The 20,729-nt window shown below is 41.9% G+C and carries 16 protein-coding genes and 1 tRNA gene; all 17 read left to right on the plus strand.

Features of this window, described 5'->3' with window-relative positions:
• The first annotated feature begins 148 nt into the window (after positions 1–148).
• The 17 genes from ACP14Y_RS15570 to ACP14Y_RS15650 all read left to right on the plus strand — a co-directional run bounded on the left by ACP14Y_RS15570 (position 149) and on the right by ACP14Y_RS15650 (position 20,704).
• Positions 149–1,063 carry a dimethylarginine dimethylaminohydrolase family protein gene (locus ACP14Y_RS15570; protein ID WP_424963857.1) on the plus strand — a complete coding sequence of 305 codons (915 nt, stop codon included), beginning with the start codon at positions 149–151 and terminating at the stop codon, positions 1,061–1,063.
• Complete coding sequence (gene ctlX, locus ACP14Y_RS15575; protein ID WP_424963858.1) at positions 1,056–1,991, plus strand: citrulline utilization hydrolase CtlX; 936 nt, start codon at positions 1,056–1,058, stop codon at positions 1,989–1,991. The genes ACP14Y_RS15570 and ctlX overlap by 8 nt, the downstream gene beginning before the upstream one ends.
• An 11-nt stretch (positions 1,992–2,002) precedes the next feature.
• Positions 2,003–3,787, plus strand: coding sequence for an arginine--tRNA ligase (argS, locus tag ACP14Y_RS15580; protein WP_424963859.1), 1,785 nt, complete (start codon positions 2,003–2,005; stop codon positions 3,785–3,787).
• Between the two features lies 1 nt (position 3,788).
• Positions 3,789–4,688, plus strand: a complete 900-nt coding sequence (gene menA / locus ACP14Y_RS15585) for a 1,4-dihydroxy-2-naphthoate octaprenyltransferase (protein WP_424963860.1) — start codon at positions 3,789–3,791, stop codon at positions 4,686–4,688.
• A gap of 91 nt (positions 4,689–4,779) precedes the next feature.
• Complete coding sequence (locus tag ACP14Y_RS15590) at positions 4,780–5,625, plus strand: universal stress protein (RefSeq protein ID WP_424963861.1); 846 nt, start codon at positions 4,780–4,782, stop codon at positions 5,623–5,625.
• 6 nt (positions 5,626–5,631) lie between these two features.
• Entirely contained in the window at positions 5,632–8,793 is a 3,162-nt protein-coding gene (locus ACP14Y_RS15595; RefSeq protein WP_424963862.1) for a caspase family protein, read from the plus strand.
• Positions 8,794–8,868: 75 nt separating this feature from the next.
• Positions 8,869–9,096 (plus strand): hypothetical protein, encoded by a 228-nt coding sequence (locus ACP14Y_RS15600; protein ID WP_349562486.1) that lies wholly within the window; start codon positions 8,869–8,871, stop codon positions 9,094–9,096.
• A gap of 375 nt (positions 9,097–9,471) precedes the next feature.
• Positions 9,472–9,543 (plus strand) — tRNA-Glu (locus ACP14Y_RS15605).
• A 685-nt stretch (positions 9,544–10,228) separates the two neighbouring features.
• Complete coding sequence (locus ACP14Y_RS15610) at positions 10,229–10,603, plus strand: HYC_CC_PP family protein (RefSeq protein ID WP_350206094.1); 375 nt, start codon at positions 10,229–10,231, stop codon at positions 10,601–10,603.
• Between the two features lie 100 nt (positions 10,604–10,703).
• On the plus strand, positions 10,704–14,531 hold the full coding sequence (locus ACP14Y_RS15615) for an efflux RND transporter permease subunit (RefSeq protein ID WP_424963863.1): 3,828 nt from the start codon (positions 10,704–10,706) through the stop codon (positions 14,529–14,531).
• A 1-nt stretch (position 14,532) separates the two neighbouring features.
• Positions 14,533–15,804 carry a TolC family protein gene (locus ACP14Y_RS15620; protein ID WP_350206092.1) on the plus strand — a complete coding sequence of 424 codons (1,272 nt, stop codon included), beginning with the start codon at positions 14,533–14,535 and terminating at the stop codon, positions 15,802–15,804.
• Between the two features lie 2 nt (positions 15,805–15,806).
• Positions 15,807–17,636 (plus strand): efflux RND transporter periplasmic adaptor subunit, encoded by a 1,830-nt coding sequence (locus tag ACP14Y_RS15625; protein ID WP_424963864.1) that lies wholly within the window; start codon positions 15,807–15,809, stop codon positions 17,634–17,636.
• A gap of 250 nt (positions 17,637–17,886) precedes the next feature.
• Positions 17,887–18,429 (plus strand): potassium channel family protein, encoded by a 543-nt coding sequence (locus ACP14Y_RS15630; protein WP_420575439.1) that lies wholly within the window; start codon positions 17,887–17,889, stop codon positions 18,427–18,429.
• 87 nt (positions 18,430–18,516) lie between these two features.
• Positions 18,517–18,708, plus strand: a complete 192-nt coding sequence (locus ACP14Y_RS15635; RefSeq protein ID WP_420575438.1) for a hypothetical protein — start codon at positions 18,517–18,519, stop codon at positions 18,706–18,708.
• Positions 18,709–18,820: 112 nt separating this feature from the next.
• On the plus strand, positions 18,821–19,624 hold the full coding sequence (locus ACP14Y_RS15640; protein ID WP_350206090.1) for a prohibitin family protein: 804 nt from the start codon (positions 18,821–18,823) through the stop codon (positions 19,622–19,624).
• Between the two features lie 30 nt (positions 19,625–19,654).
• Entirely contained in the window at positions 19,655–20,269 is a 615-nt protein-coding gene (locus tag ACP14Y_RS15645) for a DUF3347 domain-containing protein (RefSeq protein WP_350206089.1), read from the plus strand.
• Positions 20,270–20,281: 12 nt separating this feature from the next.
• On the plus strand, positions 20,282–20,704 hold the full coding sequence (locus ACP14Y_RS15650; RefSeq protein WP_350206088.1) for a hypothetical protein: 423 nt from the start codon (positions 20,282–20,284) through the stop codon (positions 20,702–20,704).
• Positions 20,705–20,729: the final 25 nt, after the last annotated feature.

Below are 20,729 nucleotides of genomic sequence, written 5' to 3' on the forward strand. Positions count from 1 at the left end.
TGCAATTATCAATTAAATTCAGCATTCTTGAAAGGATTTGCTTTCGATTTTGGAATAATCAGTCCTAAAGCTTTCTTCCAGAATCCTTTAATTCTGATGATACTAACCTTGATTATTCAGATTAATTTTGCGTGAATTTTTAAACAACATGATCACCATTAAAATCTTAGACGAAACAGCACCCCTGGAAGCAGTCATACTTGGAACGGCAGAAAGCATGGGCGGTGTGCCTAAGCTTGAAAAAACCTATGATCCCAAATCAAAGGAACATATCCTGGCAGGTACATTTCCTATGGAAGATGATTTGGTAGATGAAATGGAAGCCGTGGCAAAGGTTTTAGAGAAATATGACGTAAAGGTGTATCGACCGAAAACTATCCGAAATCTTAATCAAATTTTTGCCCGGGATATTGCCTTTGTTATTGATGACAAGCTGGTCGTTCCATGTGTCACTCCGGAGAGGAAACTGGAATCCGACGGGATTGACCACATTACTGAGAAAGTGGAAAACGTACTGTTGCCAGATGAGCACGAACGAATGGAAGGCGGTGATATCATGCCTTGGAGAGACCACATTTTTGTAGGTTACTCCAAAGCAGCTGATTTCGATAAATACACAGTATCTCGCACCAATGAGGCTGCCGTAGCATACTTAAAAAAGACGTTTCCAAACTTTACAGTAAAAGCATTTGAACTGAATAAATCGGATGACAATCCAAGAGAAAATGCATTGCATCTGGATTGTTGTTTTCAGCCGGTTGGAAAGGACAAGGCAGTGATCTATCCGGCAGGCTTTAAAAATCCGGAAGATGCTGAATTCCTTATCAATTTCTTCGGAAGAGAGAATGTATTTGAGATTACCAAAGAGGAGATGTATGAAATGAATTCCAATTTCTTTTCGATCGGTCCTGAAGTGGTGATTTCGGACAGCAGCTTCACACGTTTAAATGATCAGTTTAGAAAATGGGGGTTGACAGTCGAGGAAGTTAAGTATCGGGAAGCGGCTAAGATGGAAGGATTGTTGAGATGTTCCACTATGCCATTAAGGAGGAGATATGAGTAAGCAGATTACGAATCACTTAATGATGATACGTCCAGTTGCTTTTCATATGAATGAGCAAACGGCTGTAAATAATTACTATCAGAAGGTGGAAGAGGGAGCCAGTGCTGAAGAAATTCAGAAGCACGCACTGAAGCAATTTGATCAGTTTGTAGAGAAGTTGAGATCTGAAGGAGTGGATGTTACCGTTTTTGATGATACTCCAGATCCAGCAACACCTGATTCCATTTTTCCTAACAACTGGATTTCTTTTCATCAAGATGGTGTATTGAGGTTGTATCCAATGTACGCAGAAAACAGAAGGCTGGAGAGGAGAGAGGATATTGTGGCAGCTTTGAAAGAAAAGTTCAAGGTATCAGAAGTAATAAGTTTTACCGATTGGGAGCAAAAAGCGGCTTACCTGGAAGGCACAGGAAGCTTGTTGCTAGACAGGCAGAATAAAATCGCTTATGCTGCAATTTCAGATCGAACCATGCCCGAGGTACTGGAGGATTTTTGTGACGAAGCTGGATTTGACCCGGTTACTTTCCACGCGCTTCAAACCGTGGATGGGAAAAGACTCCCCATTTACCACACCAACGTGATGATGTGCCTTGGGGAGGAATTCTCGGTAGTCTGCCTGGATAGCATCGATGATTTGGAGGAGCGAGAGAATCTGGTGGAGACACTTGAGGAAACAGACAAAGAAATTATTGAAATTACCGAGGAGCAAAAGGAACAATTTGCCGGTAACATGCTTCAGGTATTAGGCAAAGATGATCAAAGACTGGTAGTTATGTCATCTGCGGCATTTCACTCCTTGTCAAATGAACAAAAAGCACGGCTTTCGAAACATGGAAAGCTCGTACATAGTGACATTCACACCATCGAAAAGCTGGGAGGCGGAAGTGCTCGGTGTATGATGGCTGAAATTTTTAATCCTATAAAATAGAACCAGATAACATGCTGGAACAGCACATACAAGAATCAATTTCAAAGGCGTTTGCCGAATTATACAGTCACGATCTATCAGCTGACCAGATTAGCCTGCAGCCTACAAGAAAGGAATTTGAAGGAAGCTACACCTTTGTGGTATTTCCTTATTTGAAAATCACCAAAGGAAAGCCTGAAGATTCCGGTACACAGATAGGTGAATGGTTGAAAACAAATACGGATATTATTCGAGGTTTTAATGTGGTAAAAGGATTCCTGAACCTGGAACTGACAGATCGTTCATGGGTGGGCACCTTACACGACATTGAATCAAATAACGATTTTGGAAAGCTCCCATCAAATGGTCAAAAAGTGATGGTCGAATTTTCCTCACCCAACACCAATAAACCTCTTCATCTGGGCCATCTGAGAAACAACTTCCTTGGTGATTCTGCATCCAGGATTCTGGCAGCCAATGGATATGAAGTGAAAAAAGTAAACCTGGTAAATGACCGGGGAGTGCATATCTGTAAATCCATGCTGGCTTATCAAAAGCTTGGGAATGGAGAAACACCAGAGAGTGCGGGGATGAAAGGGGATCATTTGATTGGAAAGTACTATGTGAAGTTTGATCAGATGTACAAGGAAGAAATCAACACTCTTGTACATCAGGGGATGGATCCGGAGGAAGCGAAAAAAGAAGCATCCTCGATCAAAGCAGCCCAGGAGATGTTGCAGAAATGGGAGAAAGGAGACGAAGAGACAGTGGCTCTTTGGGAAAAAATGAATAACTGGGTCTACGAAGGGTTTGATAAAACCTACGAGACCATGGGCATTCATTTCGATACCATGTACAAAGAGTCCAACACTTACCTTTTGGGGAAGGAGTTGGTTGAGGAAGGATTGCAAAAAGGGGTTTTCTTCAAAAAGGACAATGGATCAGTTTGGGTAGATCTGACTGAAGAAGGGATGGACGAGAAGTTGGTCCTGAGAGCCGATGGCACAGCTGTTTACATGACGCAGGACATGGGTACGTGCGACATGAAACATCAGGACTTTCCTTTTGATAAGTCTGTATTTGTTGTTGGTAACGAACAGGATTACCACTTCAAGGTGCTTTTCGCCATTATGAAGAAGCTAGGCAGAACATACGCTGATGGATTGTACCATTTGTCCTATGGTATGGTGGACCTTCCTTCTGGTAAAATGAAGTCTAGAGAAGGTACGGTGGTAGATGCAGATGATTTGCTAAAAGAGATGTTTGACACAGCAGAAAAGCACACACGGGAGCTGGGTAAGATCGAAGGAATGGATGAAAAAGAGGCTCAGGAACTTTATCGTATGCTTGGTCTTGGAGCTTTAAAGTACTTTTTGCTGAAAGTTGATCCAAAGAAACGGATGTTATTCAATCCTCAGGAGTCGATTGAATTTCAGGGCCACACAGGACCATTTGTTCAATACACGCATGCCCGCATCTCAGCTATTTTGCGAAGAGCTAAATCACTGGAAATGAAAACAGATTTTGATGTTGACAAGGTTGGAGAGCTCAATAAAAGAGAGATAGATTTGATCTTCCGGATCACGGAATACATAAAAGCATTGCAGGAAGCAGCCAAAGAATACTCACCGGCGGTGATGGCACAATACGCTTATGATCTGGCGAAGGAATACAATGGGTTCTATCAGGAGGTTCCTATTTTCAATGAAGACAACAAGGATAAATTAGCCTTTAGAGTCGCACTTTCTTCCATTACCGCTAAACTCATCAAATCAAGCATGCGTTTGCTGGGCATAGACGTACCGGAGCGGATGTAATATGAAGTCCTGGATTCAAGCCTTTCGATTAAGAACTTTGCCACTGGCTTTTTCGGGCTGGTTAGTGGGTGTTTCATTAGCTGCAAATGCAAAGGCGCTGAACCTAGTGGTAGCAGGCATGACGCTGCTTACCGCGATTTTTTTACAAATCCTTTCAAATCTGGCTAACGATTACGGCGATGCATCTTCCGGCGTAGATGAAAAACGAACGGGCGAAGCTCGAATGGTAAGTTCAGGTCGGATATCTGCTTCGGCCATGAAAAAGGCAATGATTATTTTTTCGTTGCTCTCACTCGTTTCAGGGAGTATTTTGCTCTATCTATCATTCCCAAAAGATTTCTTATCGGCTCTTGTATTTTTAACGATTGGACTTGTCGGTATTGCTGCTGCGATCAAATACACCGTTGGTAAGAACCCTTATGGTTATGCCGGGTTTGGAGATGTTTTCGTCTTTGTATTTTTTGGTCTTGTACTGGTTTTTGGTACATATTATTTGCAAGTTCAACGTTTCGATTGGCTGATTTTATTGCCGGCTTCATCCATGGGACTGTTCAGTGTAGGAGTGCTCAATGTCAACAATATCCGCGATATAGCATCCGATCAGGCAGCAGGAAAAAATTCTATCCCTGTTAGGATTGGAAGAGAAGCCGCCGTTCGATACCACAAAATACTGTTGACTGGAGGCATGCTATTTAGTCTTCTGTATGTATACCTCAACTTTGAAAGTTGGGTCAATCTGATATTTGCATTGACGTCCCTGCTATTCTTTAAAAGTATAACAGCTGTCTCTAATCTACCTTCAGAGCAGTTAGATCCTTACCTCAAGCAAATGGCTATATCTACTTTGCTGTTTGCCATTCTTTTTTCGCTCGGGCAGTTTGTGCCTCTATGGTCTACCTAACAAATGTTTTCTGAAAGTATGATTTTCATCAAAAAGGAAAGATGAAAACCATTTTTCATTAAATTGGGTGTATTAAAAATTGACGATACACATGAAACAAATATTAGTACCCTACGATTTTTCAAAAGTTGCTGAGCATGCTCTTGATTTTGCGTGTCAAATAGCAGATAAATCTGAAGGAAATATTCTACTGCTCAATGTCATTGAGCATCCTACGGCTGACTCATTTAAGACCATGGGAATTCAGAGTGAAGATCCGATGGAGCAGCTCTATATCAAAAAGATGTATGAACGCGTGCAGGAAAAGTTAGCTCAGGTAGTTTCAAATGCAAAATACTCCGATGATAAAATCGCGACAAAAATCCAGCTGGGAAATGCTTTCAACACTATCATCGATCAGATCACGGAAGAGAACGTAGACTTATTGATTGTGGGAACAGAAGGAGCTGAGGGGCTGAATGAGTTTTTCGTGGGCTCAAATACTGAAAAAATTGTTCGGAAGGCACAATGTCCGGTTATTTCTGTTAGTGAGAAGGTAGACCTGGAGCCGATTGAAAAAATTGTTTTTGCATCGGACTTCATCAATACCGATGATTTCTTGATTGAAAAAGTCAAGAGTCTACAAGCGATGATGGATGCTCAATTGAAAATAGTGAAAATCAACACGCCGGCCAGTTTTACTTCTACCCGGCACGACCTCAAACAAATGCAAGAATTTGTAGAGAAATATGGAATTGAAAACTGCACCACTGAAATCTACAACTACAAGAATGAGGAGGATGGTATTATTTACTATGCGGAGGACGTGGAGGCAGATATGATTGCACTTGGTACACATCAACGTAAAGGAGTTGGACACTTCCTGGCAGGTAGCATTGCAGAAGATGTAGTGAATCATGCGACCATTCCTGTATGGACTGCTCATATTAAAGATTAATTATTAGTGAAAAAGCATTTTTCATTTTTGATATTGTTTTTGAGCCTCTGTTTCGCAGAGGCTCAGTCATTTCAGGCAGTCATTCAGAAGGGACATGGTGAGGCTGTGAAATCGGCCCGGTTCACGCCTGATGGGAAGTTCCTGATTTCTGCCAGTAGAGATAAAACCATAAAGCTATGGGATGCGCTATCCGGCAGAGAAATTCGCTCCCTGTTTGGACACAATCATACGGTCAATGGTTTTTCATTATATGGTAATACACTTGCCAGCAGTAGCGCCGATGGCACGGTGGGTGTCTGGGATATCTCTTCAGGAGAAATGCTCTGGCGAAGTGAGAAGTTCAGAGACTATGTGACATCCGTAGATTTTAGCAATAATGGAAAGTTGTTGGCAATTGGGAGTTACGCTGATTCCGTGTCAATTTATCAGATGAAGGATTATTCGCTGATAAAGAAAATAAAGGTGAATGCAGATCGTGGGACAGGTTATGGTGTAAGTGTGAAATTTAGTCCCAATGATAACTACCTCGTGATAGGTGAAGATAATCGTACTGCGAAAATTTATGCCGTATCTGATTGGAGTCAGCAACAAGAACTTAAACCGGAGAAAGGCTGGTGTGGGGGGTGTGGCACGCTGACAGACTTTTATGGGGATGAAGTCATCAAACTTTCAAATGGAACTACGCTGACTAAATACCACCTAGCCACTGGAAAAATAACCTTTGAAGGTACCCGGGAGTATGATGATATTGCTTCAGTCCATTTTCAATCGTCCGGACAACACTTTTTGACTGCCACTGAAGATTCGGTTTTTCTGTACGAGAATAGTAGCGGAATCCTTAAACGCAAATGGTCGATGGATGGAAAAATCAATGATGCTGCGTTCCATCCCACTGAGGAAGAGATTGTCATTGCAGTTGATAAAGTTATTGTAGTAACAGATTTTGACGGAAAAGAGCTGAGAAGATACGATGGCATATTGAATCGCTCTAGCACCGGGCTCGATTATGATTTGGGTAGCTATTGGGAGCACTATATAGCTATGTGGGTAAAATACAAGCCGGCCAGAGCACTCAGTGGAAAGTCGTTTCTTGTAGGAAAAACAGGTAATAAAGCCCGAAAATGGAACATAAATAGTGCTTCCATCGAAATGGAGTACCTGGGACATGAAAAAGGTGTACTCTGCTTTGAAGAGCTGGACGAAAACACAATAGCCACAGCTGGAGGAGATGGGTTTATCATACTATGGGAAAAATCTACCGGCAAGCAGATCAAGAAGTTTAAGGCCCATCGTGAACCAATTTTTGATTTAGCGTTGAGTCATAATGGCAAATACCTGGCAAGTACAGGTTGGGATGGAGTAATCAGTTTGTGGAATACCAACGATTGGAGCCGTTACAATTACACCTATAACGAAGGAGCTTCTACCTATTCATTGGCATTTACCGAGAATGATGCCTATTTAGTGTTAGCCATGCTGGATAAAACACTGAGGCTGTATGAGGTAGAAACGCGTCGATTGGTCAAGGAATTTATTGGCCATACGAATAATGTCACTACCGTTTTTGTGGATGGTAATGATGTCGTGTCTGCCGGATGGGATGGAAAGATCATCGTTTGGGATCTCTACAGTGGACTTATCAAAACGAGAATGGATGCAGGGAGTCCAGTATTCGGGGTTGCTTCTTATAAAGATCATCTTATCTCGGTTGGTGCAGATCGAAAGATCACTTTCTGGAATAGGACCAAAGGGACATTTATTCGATCGATGGATGGTCATCAGGCGGAAATAAATGGCCTGGATATACAGGAAGATTTGATGATTACATCAGATGTGGGTGGGGTGACAAAGTTTTGGGATCTAAAAGAGAATAAGGAGCTTTTCGAACATATCCAGATAGGAAAGAATGACTGGATGGTCAAAACACCGGAAGGCTACTTTGATGCCACAGATGATGCCATTTCTAATATCCACTTCGTGAGGGGAATGGAAGTTTTAGGAGCCGATCAGCTAATGGATGAATTTTATGTGCCAGGACTTGTGGAAGAGATTTTCACCTCATCACGATCAGGCAAGAAGTCTGTTGGAAGTATCATGGATCAGGCACCACCACCTACGCTCAAGCTCTCCGGGCTTTCTGAAAATGAGGTGGCTAAACTTTACCTCAAAGCGACAGATGAAGGAGGTGGGATAGAGGATGTCAGACTTTTTCACAATGGACGAAGGGTTTCACTGGAACCTCAAATTCAAAAAGTACGATCAGATAAAAACGCTAAAATTTATTCCATTGAATTTCCATTGGTGGCAGGTCACAACGAGTTTGTAGCGGTGGCTTCATCCAAATCCAATCTGGAGTCAAACAGAGCATCTGTGACCCTTTTTTCTGATTCCAAAGTGCCAGGGAGTACCTGCCATATCCTGGCGGTGGGTATCAATGAGTACCAAAACCAGGCATTGAATTTGAATTACGCCCGATCGGACGCTAGTTCATTTTCTGACCAGATGAAACAACAAGGGGAGGCCATTTACTCTGAAGTAATCCTTCATCAAGTTTTTGACAAGCAAGCGACCAAAGAAAACATCCTGAATAAGATTGCAGAGCTGAAAGATAAAATTTCAGTAAATGATGTCTTTGTATTCTATTACGCGGGTCATGGCAGCATGATCGATGAAAACTTCTATTTGGTCTCATCAGAAGCGAGCAGGCTATATGATAATAGTAAGATCGATGAGTATGGAATAGAAGCAGCTTCTCTTCAGCAAGCCATGCTTGAGATTAAAGCACTAAAGCAACTGATTGTGATGGATGCCTGCCAGTCGGGCGGATCAGTTGAAGTGTTGGCTCAGCGAGGTGCTCCTGAAGAAAAAGCCATTGCTCAGCTTTCCCGAAGTTCCGGCATTCATGTGATGGCTGCTGCCGGGAGTGAGCAATACGCTACGGAATTTGAATCGCTCGGCCATGGCTTATTTACCTATGCCTTGCTGAAAGGACTCTCAGGTGATGCGGATGGAGCTCCGAAAGATGGTAAGGTGACCATTTATGAGTTGAAATCCTATCTAGACGATCAGGTTCCGGAACTTAGTATTCTATATAAAGGTACACCTCAGTACCCACACACGTTTTCAAGGGGACAGGACTTCCCAATTGTGATTGTGGAGCGAAAATGAAGCCTTTTTAATTTTTTTTCGTAAAACTGTAATAAATCTGTTCCTTTGGGTACTAATAGGATAAACACCATAATCATGAAAACCACGATCACCAGAAAATCTTCACCTTTAAAATTGGTTTTAGTACTTATAGGGTTTGTCATCAGTGGGCTGATCCTTGCTGAAGGGTTAGGTAAAAATGACAACATGGTAGCTGATGGCGGAAAATATGATTCCCTAAAAACAAGCATTGAATCGAAGAAGAGCTTAATCGTAAATACCTACCTGATAGGCGTTTCCATTTATCAAGAAGCCGTAGAATAGGTGATCGTAAATGAGATATTTTGAAGGCGAAGAAAAATTCTTCGCTTTTTTTATTTCACTCCTTTGCTAAAAAGGGTTGGAATTCTATATTTGCACTCCCAAAACAAACACGGTGGTGAAGTTCGCGGTGTATTTGGGAAATTTTATTGAAACACGGTCCGTTCGTCTAGGTGTTAGGCACGGCCCGGTCAGGGCGACAGGTTTGTAAAACCTGGCTTTGTTTAAAGCACTCGTTCTCGGCGAAAAAAGACATTTATTGAAACACGGTCCGTTCGTCTAGGGGTTAGGCACGGCCCGGTCAGGGCGACAGGTTTGTAAAACCTGGCTTTGTTTAAAGCACTCGTTCTCGGCGAAAAAAGACATTTATTGAAACACGGTCCGTTCGTCTAGGGGTTAGGACGCCAGGTTTTCATCCTGGTAACAGGGGTTCGATTCCCCTACGGACTGCATTATAAGCCTGTAAGTATCTGACTTACAGGCTTTTTCGTTTTAATACTGTCGCTATAACTGTCGCATTAGTTTTTCTTAATTAATCTACCTTTAAATAAGGATGGTGGTGGTTTGTAATCAGTAGGTCATTGGTTCGAATACGACTAAAGGCTCTTGACTAGTCGACAAAAAATCCTCAACCTCAAAATTAAGTATTTGAGATACTAATAAAGCGTAAGATTGGTTGGGCTTGTCTTACTGTTTTCAATGCGAGTGTATTATCTCTATCCATTAACTCTCGAACTCGCTTTGAAAGAGTTTGAATAATCGCATTTTCAGAGGGTATTCCTAGCATTAAATATAAGAAATAAATAGGGGTTTTAGACTACAATCACCTGTTTGTATCCTTCATGGATGGATAAGCAAGCGCTGAGTAAAGTTTTGCTTCTCTGTAGGCAGCTTGAAAGCGAACTCATAGCTAGGAAGAGCCAAAAGTCTGCCCATTATAGGCAAGTCATTCGAAATCCCCAATCAACAGTATGGTCATTTCCGATCACTAATTCTACCTCTAAAGATGCTTAATACTGCAATCTGTTCATTCAAATAATCATCAAACCATAAACTTTAATAAAAATTTCGTAACTTTTTCATGAATACATATAACTAATTTTACGTTGGTGTAGCTAGAAATAGAAAATACTACGTGAAAAGATTTTTAGTCATATTCTTCAGTTTCCTTATCCTCTCTTCATCAGGGGGGTTGGTACTCGCCAAGCATTTTTGCGGTGGAGAACTGATAGAAGCTGGACTTTTCAAAGAACTTCATTCCTGTTGTGGTGGAGAGACGGAAAAGCCATCAGGTTGCTGTGACTTGGAACAAGAGATACTGCAGCACGATGAAAACACCCAAATATCTTTTCAATCGATAGACCCTCCTGAACAGGTATTACTTCAAACAATTGAAATTCCTACACTCGTTCAGGTATTCATTCAAGACAATTTTGTAGACCACTCCTATCTTATTCACCCGCTGACTGTTCCTGACAGACTCGCCAGGCATCAGTCTTTTCTACTTTAATAGTTACACACAATTAAGATGCATCACTGTTCTCCACTTAAGGAGGCCTTAGATTGCACTATTTTGTCTAGTTCTTCTAACTGTTAAAACATATTTCATTATGCTTAATAAACTGATCAGGTTCTTTTTAGAGAACAAGCTGGTTACAGCACTAATTGTGCTAATCTTTGTAGGATGGGGGGTGGCAACTGCACCATTTAACTGGAAGATGGAGAATTTTCCTCGCGACCCGGTACCTGTTGATGCCATCCCTGACATTGGGGAGAATCAGCAAATTGTTTTTACTACATGGATGGGAAGGTCTCCGCAAGATATAGAAGACCAGATTTCTTATCCGTTGACCACTGCGCTTCTGGGTGTGCCCGGAGTAAAAACTATAAGGAGTAATTCAATCTTCGGACTCTCTACAATTTATATCATTTTTGAAGATGATGTAGAATTTTACTGGAGTCGTACCCGAATATTGGAGAAATTGAATTCGCTTCCTGCAGGGACATTACCTCCTGAAGTTCAACCTGCTTTAGGTCCGGATGCTACGGCATTGGGACAAATCTACTGGTACACACTGGAAGGACGAAACCCTGAAACTGGTGAGCCGACAGGTGGTTGGGACCCTCAAGAACTGCGAACCATACAAGATTTTTATGTGGGATATGCACTCACCTCGGCTTCAGGAGTATCAGAAGTAGCAGCCATCGGAGGATTTGTAAAAGAATACCAGGTGGATATTGATCCAGTGGCTATGAAGGAGTACAATGTAAACGTGGCTCAAATCATGCGTGCTGTAAAGGAAAGTAATCTGGATGTGGGTGCCCGCACTATTGAATACAACAAAGCTGAGTACTTAGTCAGAGGTTTGGGGTATATCAGAACCCTGGAAGACCTTGAGGAAGCAGTAATCACGCAGCATAACAATACACCCATTCGAATCAAGGATGTAGCTGTTGTCAATTTTGGTCCTTCTACTCGAAGAGGTGGTCTTGATAAAGGAGGGGCAGAAGCTACTGGAGCTGTTGTCGTTTCACGGTATGGTGCCAATCCACTTGAGGTAATAGAAAATGTAAAAGAAAAGATCAAAGAGATATCCCCGGGGCTACCTTCAAAAGTCCTTCCTGACGGTACTGTTTCAAAAGTGACTGTAGTTCCATTCTATGACCGTACCGGGTTGATTAAGGAAACCTTAGGTACACTGGAAGAGGCACTAACCCTGGAAATACTCATAAGCATCATTGTGGTAATCATTGTTGTTATGAACCTGAGAGCCTCTATTCTCATCTCCAGTTTACTCCCTATTGGAGTCTTAATGACATTTATAGTGATGAGATATGCTGGAGTAGATGCTAACATTGTTGCTCTTTCAGGGATCGCAATTGCCATTGGGGTAATGGTGGATGTTGGAGTTGTATTTACTGAAAATATCCTCCGACATCTGGATTTGCCAGAAAACAAAGGTATTTCGAGCAAGCAAAAACTAGAGGTTATCTATACGGCCACTGCAGAAGTAGCATCGGCGGTTATTACTGCCCTTACCACCACTGTGGTGAGTTTTCTTCCTGTTTTTGCCATGCAAGCAGCAGAAGGTAAACTTTTCAAGCCTCTGGCTTTCACCAAGACATTCGCAATGCTGGCTGCCCTGTTTGTAGGACTCGTTGTGATACCCGCTGCGGCGCACTGGTTGTTTTCCATAAAGGTCGGAAAGGAAAGGACAAAAAGGATATGGAATTCAGCCCTTATCGCACTAGGGTTACTCATTTTAATCTTCGCAGGAAATTGGCTCGGAATTGTCCTTATGGCTCTTGGTATCAACAATATTGTAGAGAAGTTTATACCTGAAAAATGGACTTGGCTTACTGAATATCTCAATATTGCCATCATTATGCTGACAGTTGCGGCCTTTTTAACTCGTGAATGGCTGCCGCTTGGCGCACAAAATAGTCTATTTACAAATTTTCTGTTTGCTGGAGGAGCAATATTGCTCGTACTTGGTTCATTACTATTGCTGGTAAAATACTATACCCCTATTCTTAGGTGGTGCCTTGACAATAAGTGGAAATTTTTCATACTCCCAATCTTCGTCTTTTTATTCGGAATACTTACCTGGATTGGTTTTGAGGGTGCTTTTGGTGCCATAGGTAATTCCATTGAAAAAACAGGCTGGGAAATTCGACAAACTAGTTTTTGGCAGTCTCTCAATAAAACCCTTCCTGGAATTGGAAAAGAGTTTATGCCTGCTTTGGACGAAGGTTCGTACCTCCTAATGCCCACTACCATGTCCCATTCCGGTATTGAAGAAAATATTGACGTGATTCAAAAGGTAGACGGATATGTGGCCCAGATCCCTGAAGTCCAATCGGTTGTAGGTAAGTGGGGACGGGTGAACTCAGCCCTTGATCCGGCACCCATTTCCATGTTCGAGAATACCATCAATTATAAACCCGAGTACATGGTTGACGAAAATGGGCATAGGATGCAATTTAAAACCGATAAAGAAGGGAACTACTTGTTAAAAGATGGAAGTACCTATCACCCGGAGCGAGATGGTTTTAGAAAAGTCGAGAAAGACGAACTGGTAATTGACAACAAAAAAGGTGAATATTTTAGGCAATGGCGTGATCATATCCGGTCTCCTGATGATATATGGGCAGAGATTGTGAAGGCTACCAATATACCAGGCATGACCTCTGCACCTAAGCTCCAGCCTATCCAGACCCGATTAGTTATGCTGTCCACAGGAATGCGGGCACCCATTGGTATTAAGGTGTTTGGTCCAGATCTGGAGACTATCGAAAGTGTAGGACTTCAACTGGAAAAAATACTACAGCAGGTACCCAGTATCGAGGCTTCATCAGTCTTTGCAGACAGAATTGTGGGCAAGCCCTATATGGAATTTGATGTAGATCGTAAGGCCATAGCGCGTTATGGGCTGACAATGAAAGACTTCCAGAACTATGTGGAAGTAGCCATAGGGGGAATAAAGCTGACCACTACTGTAGAAGGCAGAGAACGTTTTCCGGTTAGGGTAAGATATGCACGTGAGTATCGAGACAATCCGGAGGATGTAAAAAAAGTATTGATCCCTACCCCTTCAGGAGCTCAAGTTCCATTGATAGAGTTGGCGGACATCACTTATCGAAGAGGCCCACAGGTAATCAAGAGTGAAGACACCTTCTTGAACGGTTATGTCATTTTTGATAAAAAGGCAGGTGAAGCAGAGGTGGATGTGGTTGAAGAAGCCCAACGCTTTATTCAGGCAAAAATGGATGCCGGTGAGTTTATGCTTCCTGCTGGTGTGTCTTATAAATTTACCGGTAACTATGAAAATCAGATCAGGGCGACTAAAAGACTTGCTCTGGTTGTCCCGATATGTCTGCTTGCCATTTTTCTTATTCTTTATTTCCAGTTTGGAGATGTCTCTACCACCATGATGGTTTTCTCTGGAGTGTTTGTGGCATTTTCAGGGGGATTCCTTTTGATATGGCTGTTCGGACAAGGTTGGTTTCTAAACTTCTCCCTTGCTGACATAAACCTGAGAGATCTCTTTCAGATAGGCACAGTAAACTTAAGTGTGGCTGTGTGGGTAGGTTTTATTGCCCTATTCGGTGTAGCCTCCGACAATGGCGTCATAATGGCAACCTATCTGAAGCAGATTTTCAAAGAAAGGAAACCGAGTGATGTGGCCGAGGTAAAAGAGGCAGTGCTTCACGCTGGTAAGCTGAGAATCAGGCCGGCCATCATGACAACCGCCACTACACTCATTGCTCTGCTTCCCATCTTTACTTCGACTGGTAAAGGTTCTGATATAATGGTTCCTATGGCCATTCCCACTTTCGGAGGAATGTTAGTCCAAGCCATTACCGTATTTGTCGTACCCGTATTGTATTGTATGTGGCAGGAAAGGTCATTCAAAAAACAATCAAAATCAGTATAACATGAAAACGAAGATAAAAATCAATATAATCATGCTTTTGTGGCTGCTGATCCCGATTGGCAACACAATGGCTCAGACCCAGCAATTAGAGGAACCTTTACAAGGTTATCTCAAAATTGCAGCCGAGAACAATCCTGAGCTTAAGTCGATATTTAATAGCTATCTGGCTACTCTCGAACGTATGCCACAAGCCAGGGCTTTACCGGATCCAACTGTAATGTTCAACATCTTCACCAGTCCGGTAGAAACACGGGTTGGAGCACAGAATGCAGGCATATCACTAAGTCAGGCTTTCCCATGGTTTGGGCAATTGAAGTCTCAGGAACAAGCAGTAGCCATGCTGGCAAAGGCTCGTTTTGAAGCATTTGAAGATGCTAAGAACAGCATTTTCTTTGACGTACGCTCAACCTATTATGATTTATATGTACTTGAAGCAGCGATAGCCATTACAGAGGAAAATGTAAGGTTACTCGAATCATTTAGGGAACTGGCTAATGTCAGATTAGAGTCTAATACAGGAAGTGCGGTTGACTTGCTTAGAGTTGAAATGGATTTAGACGAACTGAATAACCAGTTACTTTACCTGGAAGATTCGCGAATACCGATCCAAGCCAAGTTCAATGAACTGCTCAACGAAGAAACACCAATACGCATAGAGGTGCCGGATACACTGGAAACAATTTTGATTGACGAAGGGAGAAACGTTTTGCTGGATTCAATCATCACACATAATCCAACATTAAGAGGTTTTGAATTTGAAATGTCAGCTTTGGATGCAGAGATTGATGTAGCACAAAAAATGGGCCTACCTTCTTTTAATCTTGGACTTTCGTACACCAGTATCTCTCCAAGAACGGATATGGATGTTCCTGATAACGGAAAAGATGCATTGATTTTCCCTCAAGTTGGGGTCCGTATACCCCTAAACAGGAACAAATATCGCTCGATGATCAAGGAGAAAGAGTTGCTTAAGACTTCTGTGAATTATCGCAAGGAGGACAAAGAAAATGAGTTAGAAACTGTATTAGAGCGAACCTGGCGTGATTACGCAGATGCTCAACGAAGAGTGGCTCTTTATAACAGACTCATTGCCTATGCAACCCAGTCGCTGGACATACTCGTTGCGCAATACACCACTGCGGGTGCAGATTTTGAAGAAGTGCTGAGAATGGAACGACAGCTGCTTAGGTACGAACTCGAATTGGAGAAGGCACGTGCCGATCAAAACACTTTTGTAGCATACATCAATTATATCACTGGAAAACAGCTTTAAAAATGAAGATTCTAGAAATAATAAATAGTAAAAAAACAATTTCATACCTGGGGGTACTGATTGTTGGCATTCTGATTGGCTGGTTGCTCATTGGGGGAAGCGGTAGTGAAAGTCTGGAAGAACTCCCTACTGATCATTCGGCCATGGACCATGCAGATGGGACTACATGGACGTGCTCCATGCACCCACAGATACAAAGGGAGGAGCCGGGAAATTGTCCAATATGTGGCATGGAACTTATCCCAATGAAACAAGATGAGGACGATGGAGAAGCTGGTCAATATTCAGTCAAACTTTCCAATGCAGCCATGAAAATTGCCGAAGTAGAGATGAGCACTATTGAGCGAAAAGCCCCTTATAAGGAAGTGTACTTACCTGGGAAGGTAATGGCGGATGAGCGCAATATTGCCGAACTAACTGCCCGCTATCCGGGTAGGATTGAGAAACTCATGGTAAACTTTACGGGGCAGAAAGTGCGCAAGGGGCAGGTGCTGGCCAAAATCTACTCTCCGGAGCTAGTAACTGCTCAGCGTGAGTTATTTGAAGCGATGAAGTTTAAAGAAACGAACCCAAGCTATTATCGGGCGACAAGAAATAAACTAAAACTATGGGACCTTACGGAAGCACAGATTGACCAAATAGAGCAATCCGGAGATGTAGATTTCTATTTTGATGTGCTGTCACCCATTACAGGTACAGTCACCATGCGTCATGTGACATTGGGCGACTATGTAAAAGAAGGTACGGCACTATTTGAAGTAGTAGACCTCAGTCATGTTTGGGTCATGTTTGATGCGTATGAGTCAGATATTCCATGGATAAAAATGCGTGATAAGATCAAATTCTCAATCAAGTCCATTCCGGGACGTGAGTTTAATGCAACCGTAACATTTATCGATCCGGTACTCAATCCTATGTCAAGAGTTGCCAAAGTAAGGGCAGAACTGGATAATCCTAAAGATCTCCTCAAACCAGAAATGCTTGCAGATGGAATACTAAAAACAATGCTTCCGGGATCAGGGGATCAATTAGTGATACCAAAATCAGCCATTCTATGGACAGGTAAAAAGGCAGTGGTATACGTGATGACCGATGATCACAATAATATGTTTCAGTTTAGGGAAATTGACCTGGGAGCTGATGCAGGTGACTACTACGTGGTAGAATCCGGACTAAGTGAGGGGGAAATGGTAGCTACAAACGGCGTATTCAAGATTGATGCTGCCGCTCAACTCAAAGGAGAAAAAAGCATGATGAACCCAGAAGGAGGCAAAGTATCTATGGGTCATAATCATGGAGGTTCGAGCGAAGAAAAGAAACCGGCTTCCGGGAGTGAACATGAGGGCCATGATGAGAGCTCATCAGAAAACACAATGAAAATGGACATGTCTATTGATGAAAACTTCAAAAAACAGCTGACCAATGTGTACAAGGTTCACCTTGACCTACAGCAAGCATTTTTGGCAACAGATGCTGCCGCAGCGAAGAAGCAGGCCATTAGTGTAAAATCTGCGCTGGACAAAGTGGACATGAGCCTGGTAAAAGGAGACATGCACGACCAGTGGATGAACAGTCTAAAAACACTACTGGGTAATATCGAGTCCGGCAGTGATATAGAAAAGCAGCGCCTTGCCTTTGCCGATTTTAATGACGCACTCTACAGTGCCATCAAGATGTTTGGTGTAGTCAACGAAACGGTCTATTATCAATTTTGTCCGATGGCCCGCAATGGTGCAGGTGCTTATTGGCTCAGTGCGGTAAAAGAGATCAAAAACCCTTATTACGGAGAGGCAATGTTGACTTGTGGTGAAAACAAGGAAGTTATTGAGTGAGTGGTGGTGAGTCCCCGGTCACTGGGTATTCATACCGGGGATTTCACTTTTGAATTAAAAAAGATAAATGAAGGAGTGTTGCAAAACAGGAGATGAAAAGCCTTCGGGACACAGAAAGATCCTGACCCGGGTTTTTTGGGGGATTATAATTTCCATCGTTCTTCTTATTGCGCTGATGGATATGCTCTGACAGCCAGGAAAGGCAGCCTTTTTAAAAATAAGTCCATTTGATAGGCACGAGGATCAGGTCATGGAAAAAAATAGATACGCACCGAGTTTTGCAAACAATCTATTGAATGGAATGAGCCCTACCATCATTCTGGTGGGAGCGGTAACCTTGCTGTATGTGTATTTGATGCAATTTATAGATCATAAACTACTCTGGGTTCAATATGTTGTGCTTTTGTTTGCGATGGTCAAGGCATTGTTTTTTACCTTCTTCACTATCAAGCAAATAAAGCGGTCTATTTTCCAATGTTATTCATTGTACCGATTGATTTGGATATTCGGTCTCTTGGTATCCCTCATCATATTTTCTTTTGCCAGTGATTTTGTGTGCCTGTCCGGTTTTGATAAAAACGCTTTTGCGGGTATTGAGCAATCTGGCTTTCTCAACGATTTTTTTGAGTACTTCTACTTTAGCACCGTAACGTTTGCTTCTATCGGATACGGGGATATAGTTCCGGTTAGCGGTTTAGCCAGAGTGCTGGTCATCATGGAGATCGGACAAAGTTTTATATTGATTGTTTTCGGATTGTCAAACATCAACAATATGCAAATTGATAAAAATTAAAAAACATATAAAAATTACCAGAATAAATTAAAAAACTATTGATAATACTTCGTTTCACTAGTAGGTACTCAAAAAAAACTTATACACATGAAATCGAAAATATCAAGATTGGAATACAGTAAAATAATTCTGGAGAAAGTAAGCTTTAGTCAAGGACTTATGTTAAAAGAATTTCAAAAAGCAATTGGCTTGCTCCCTGAACATGAAGTAGAGGAGCTACAGGTTTGGTTTCAGACAAATTTTAGTACCAGCCTTAGAAGTAATGGAAAATTTGGCTGACACCTTTAATAAACATGTCCTAAAAAACATCATAAACCTAAATCAAAATTACATCAAAATAGGAGCTGTACGACTCGTACTATTAAGCATGTCAAATCTAAACATTAAGAAAATGAAAAGTAAATTCAGCATTTTAAGTATAGCAGTGATTGCTCTTTTCGCAATTGGCTGCTCAGTGGTAAAACCTGGTACACACGCTATGAAATGGAGTCCGTATGGAAATGGATTGAAAACGGAGCAAGTATATAAAGATGGTATTGTGTGGCATATGCCCTGGAATGGGGTCGTGCGTTATAGTGTGCAGTGGCAAACTTACACAGAGAATGTGGCTGTTCTCACCAAGGATGAACTCCATATCCCAATCACTGTCTCAGTTACTTTAAGACCGATTGAGGCTGAGCTGGCTCAATTGGAATTAGAGGTTGGTCAGAACTATTATAAGAACGTAGTAAGACCTGAATTTGTGAGCCTTACTAGAAATATTTTCGCGAGTTACGATTACAAAGTAGTCTCGCCAAAGAGCCCGGATATTGAAAAGGAAATTTTCAGACAGTTGGTCACTAAAATAGAGGGCAAACACCTTGAGATCGATAATGTAACCATCGACCATATTAAATATCCACAGGTTGTTACTTCAGCTGTAGATAGAAAACTGGCAGTTGAGCAGGACATCCAGCAAAAAGACTATGAAATAAAAATTGCGGAGAAGCAGGCAGAGATTCAACGCATTTTAGCAAAAGGCCAGCGAGATGCCCAGCAGATCATAGATGCAGGGCTCACCCAAAAATACCTTCAGTATAAGGCATTGGAGGTACAGGATAAGCTAACGAACAGCCCTAATACCAAATTTTTCTTCATCCCTATGGGCAAAGATGGCCTACCAGTGATAGTGGATACGGGAGGAGATGGAAACTAAAATCAATAATATAGAAAAATACAAGATAATATGAAAAAGCAATTAATAATGATAGTAGCCCTCTTTGTAGCATTGGGGGCTGCCAATGCGCAGCATAATCATGGATCAAATGACAAAAAAGAAGGCTCTAAAATGGATCATTCCATGCATTCAGGAATGAAAATGGAAGAAGGGAAGACAATGTCCTATGATGTAAGCAATGATTTTAAGAAACAGCTTACAGAGGTTTACAATACCTCGTTTGAGTTGGCAGACAGTTTTTTAACCGGTGAAGTGGAAGGCATTTCCAATAGCGGCTTACAGGTAAAGGCGACATTAGGAAAGATAGACATGGGCTTACTCAAGAGCTCCGAAGCGCACATGGAATGGATGATGAATCTGAAGGTGATGAATACAGCTTTGGATAAAATGACAGAATCTAAAGATACCAAAGATCAAAAAGCTGCTTACGATTCTTTTAACCAGGCATTATTTAAAAGCATCAAAACCTTTGGCATAATAGGGGCTTCAGTGTATTACCAGTACTGCCCTATGGCACTTAACAATCAGGGAGCTTATTGGCTAAGCGATACAAAAGAAATACGAAATCCTTATTTCAGTGGCAATATGCTCTCTTGTGGCAGCACTAAAGAAATTATCAACTAAATACCTATAACCATGAAAGCCACAAAAATTATAGCGACAGTATTGTTGGGCTTGGCCATTGGCCTCTATTCCTGCAATGATGACGATATGCACAACGGACTTTCTCAAGCAGATTTGGAATCACTGAACGGCTTGAGGGAGGCCTACACAAATGCAGTCAATGAGAATGAAGCCTTCAAAATATCTGTTCAGGATGACGATTTGGATGGCATTCATTTGCATGACTCACTGTTTCACCATTTTCAAAACCTTTATGAAGAACATCATGAAAACTATTCGCACGAAAATGGACATGATGACCATCATCACGATACTGATGGTATGCATATGGGTTCAAATGGGATGAACGGACACGATGATCAGGACGGTCATCATGCCGAAGATCACGAGTTAATGGATGGCTTGATGGGCGACCATGAATCCATCTCTCACTAGAATATTTAAAATCCTGATTAGGGGA

Source organism: Ekhidna sp. (assembly GCF_965247405.1).
GTDB lineage: Bacteria > Bacteroidota > Bacteroidia > Cytophagales > Cyclobacteriaceae > Ekhidna.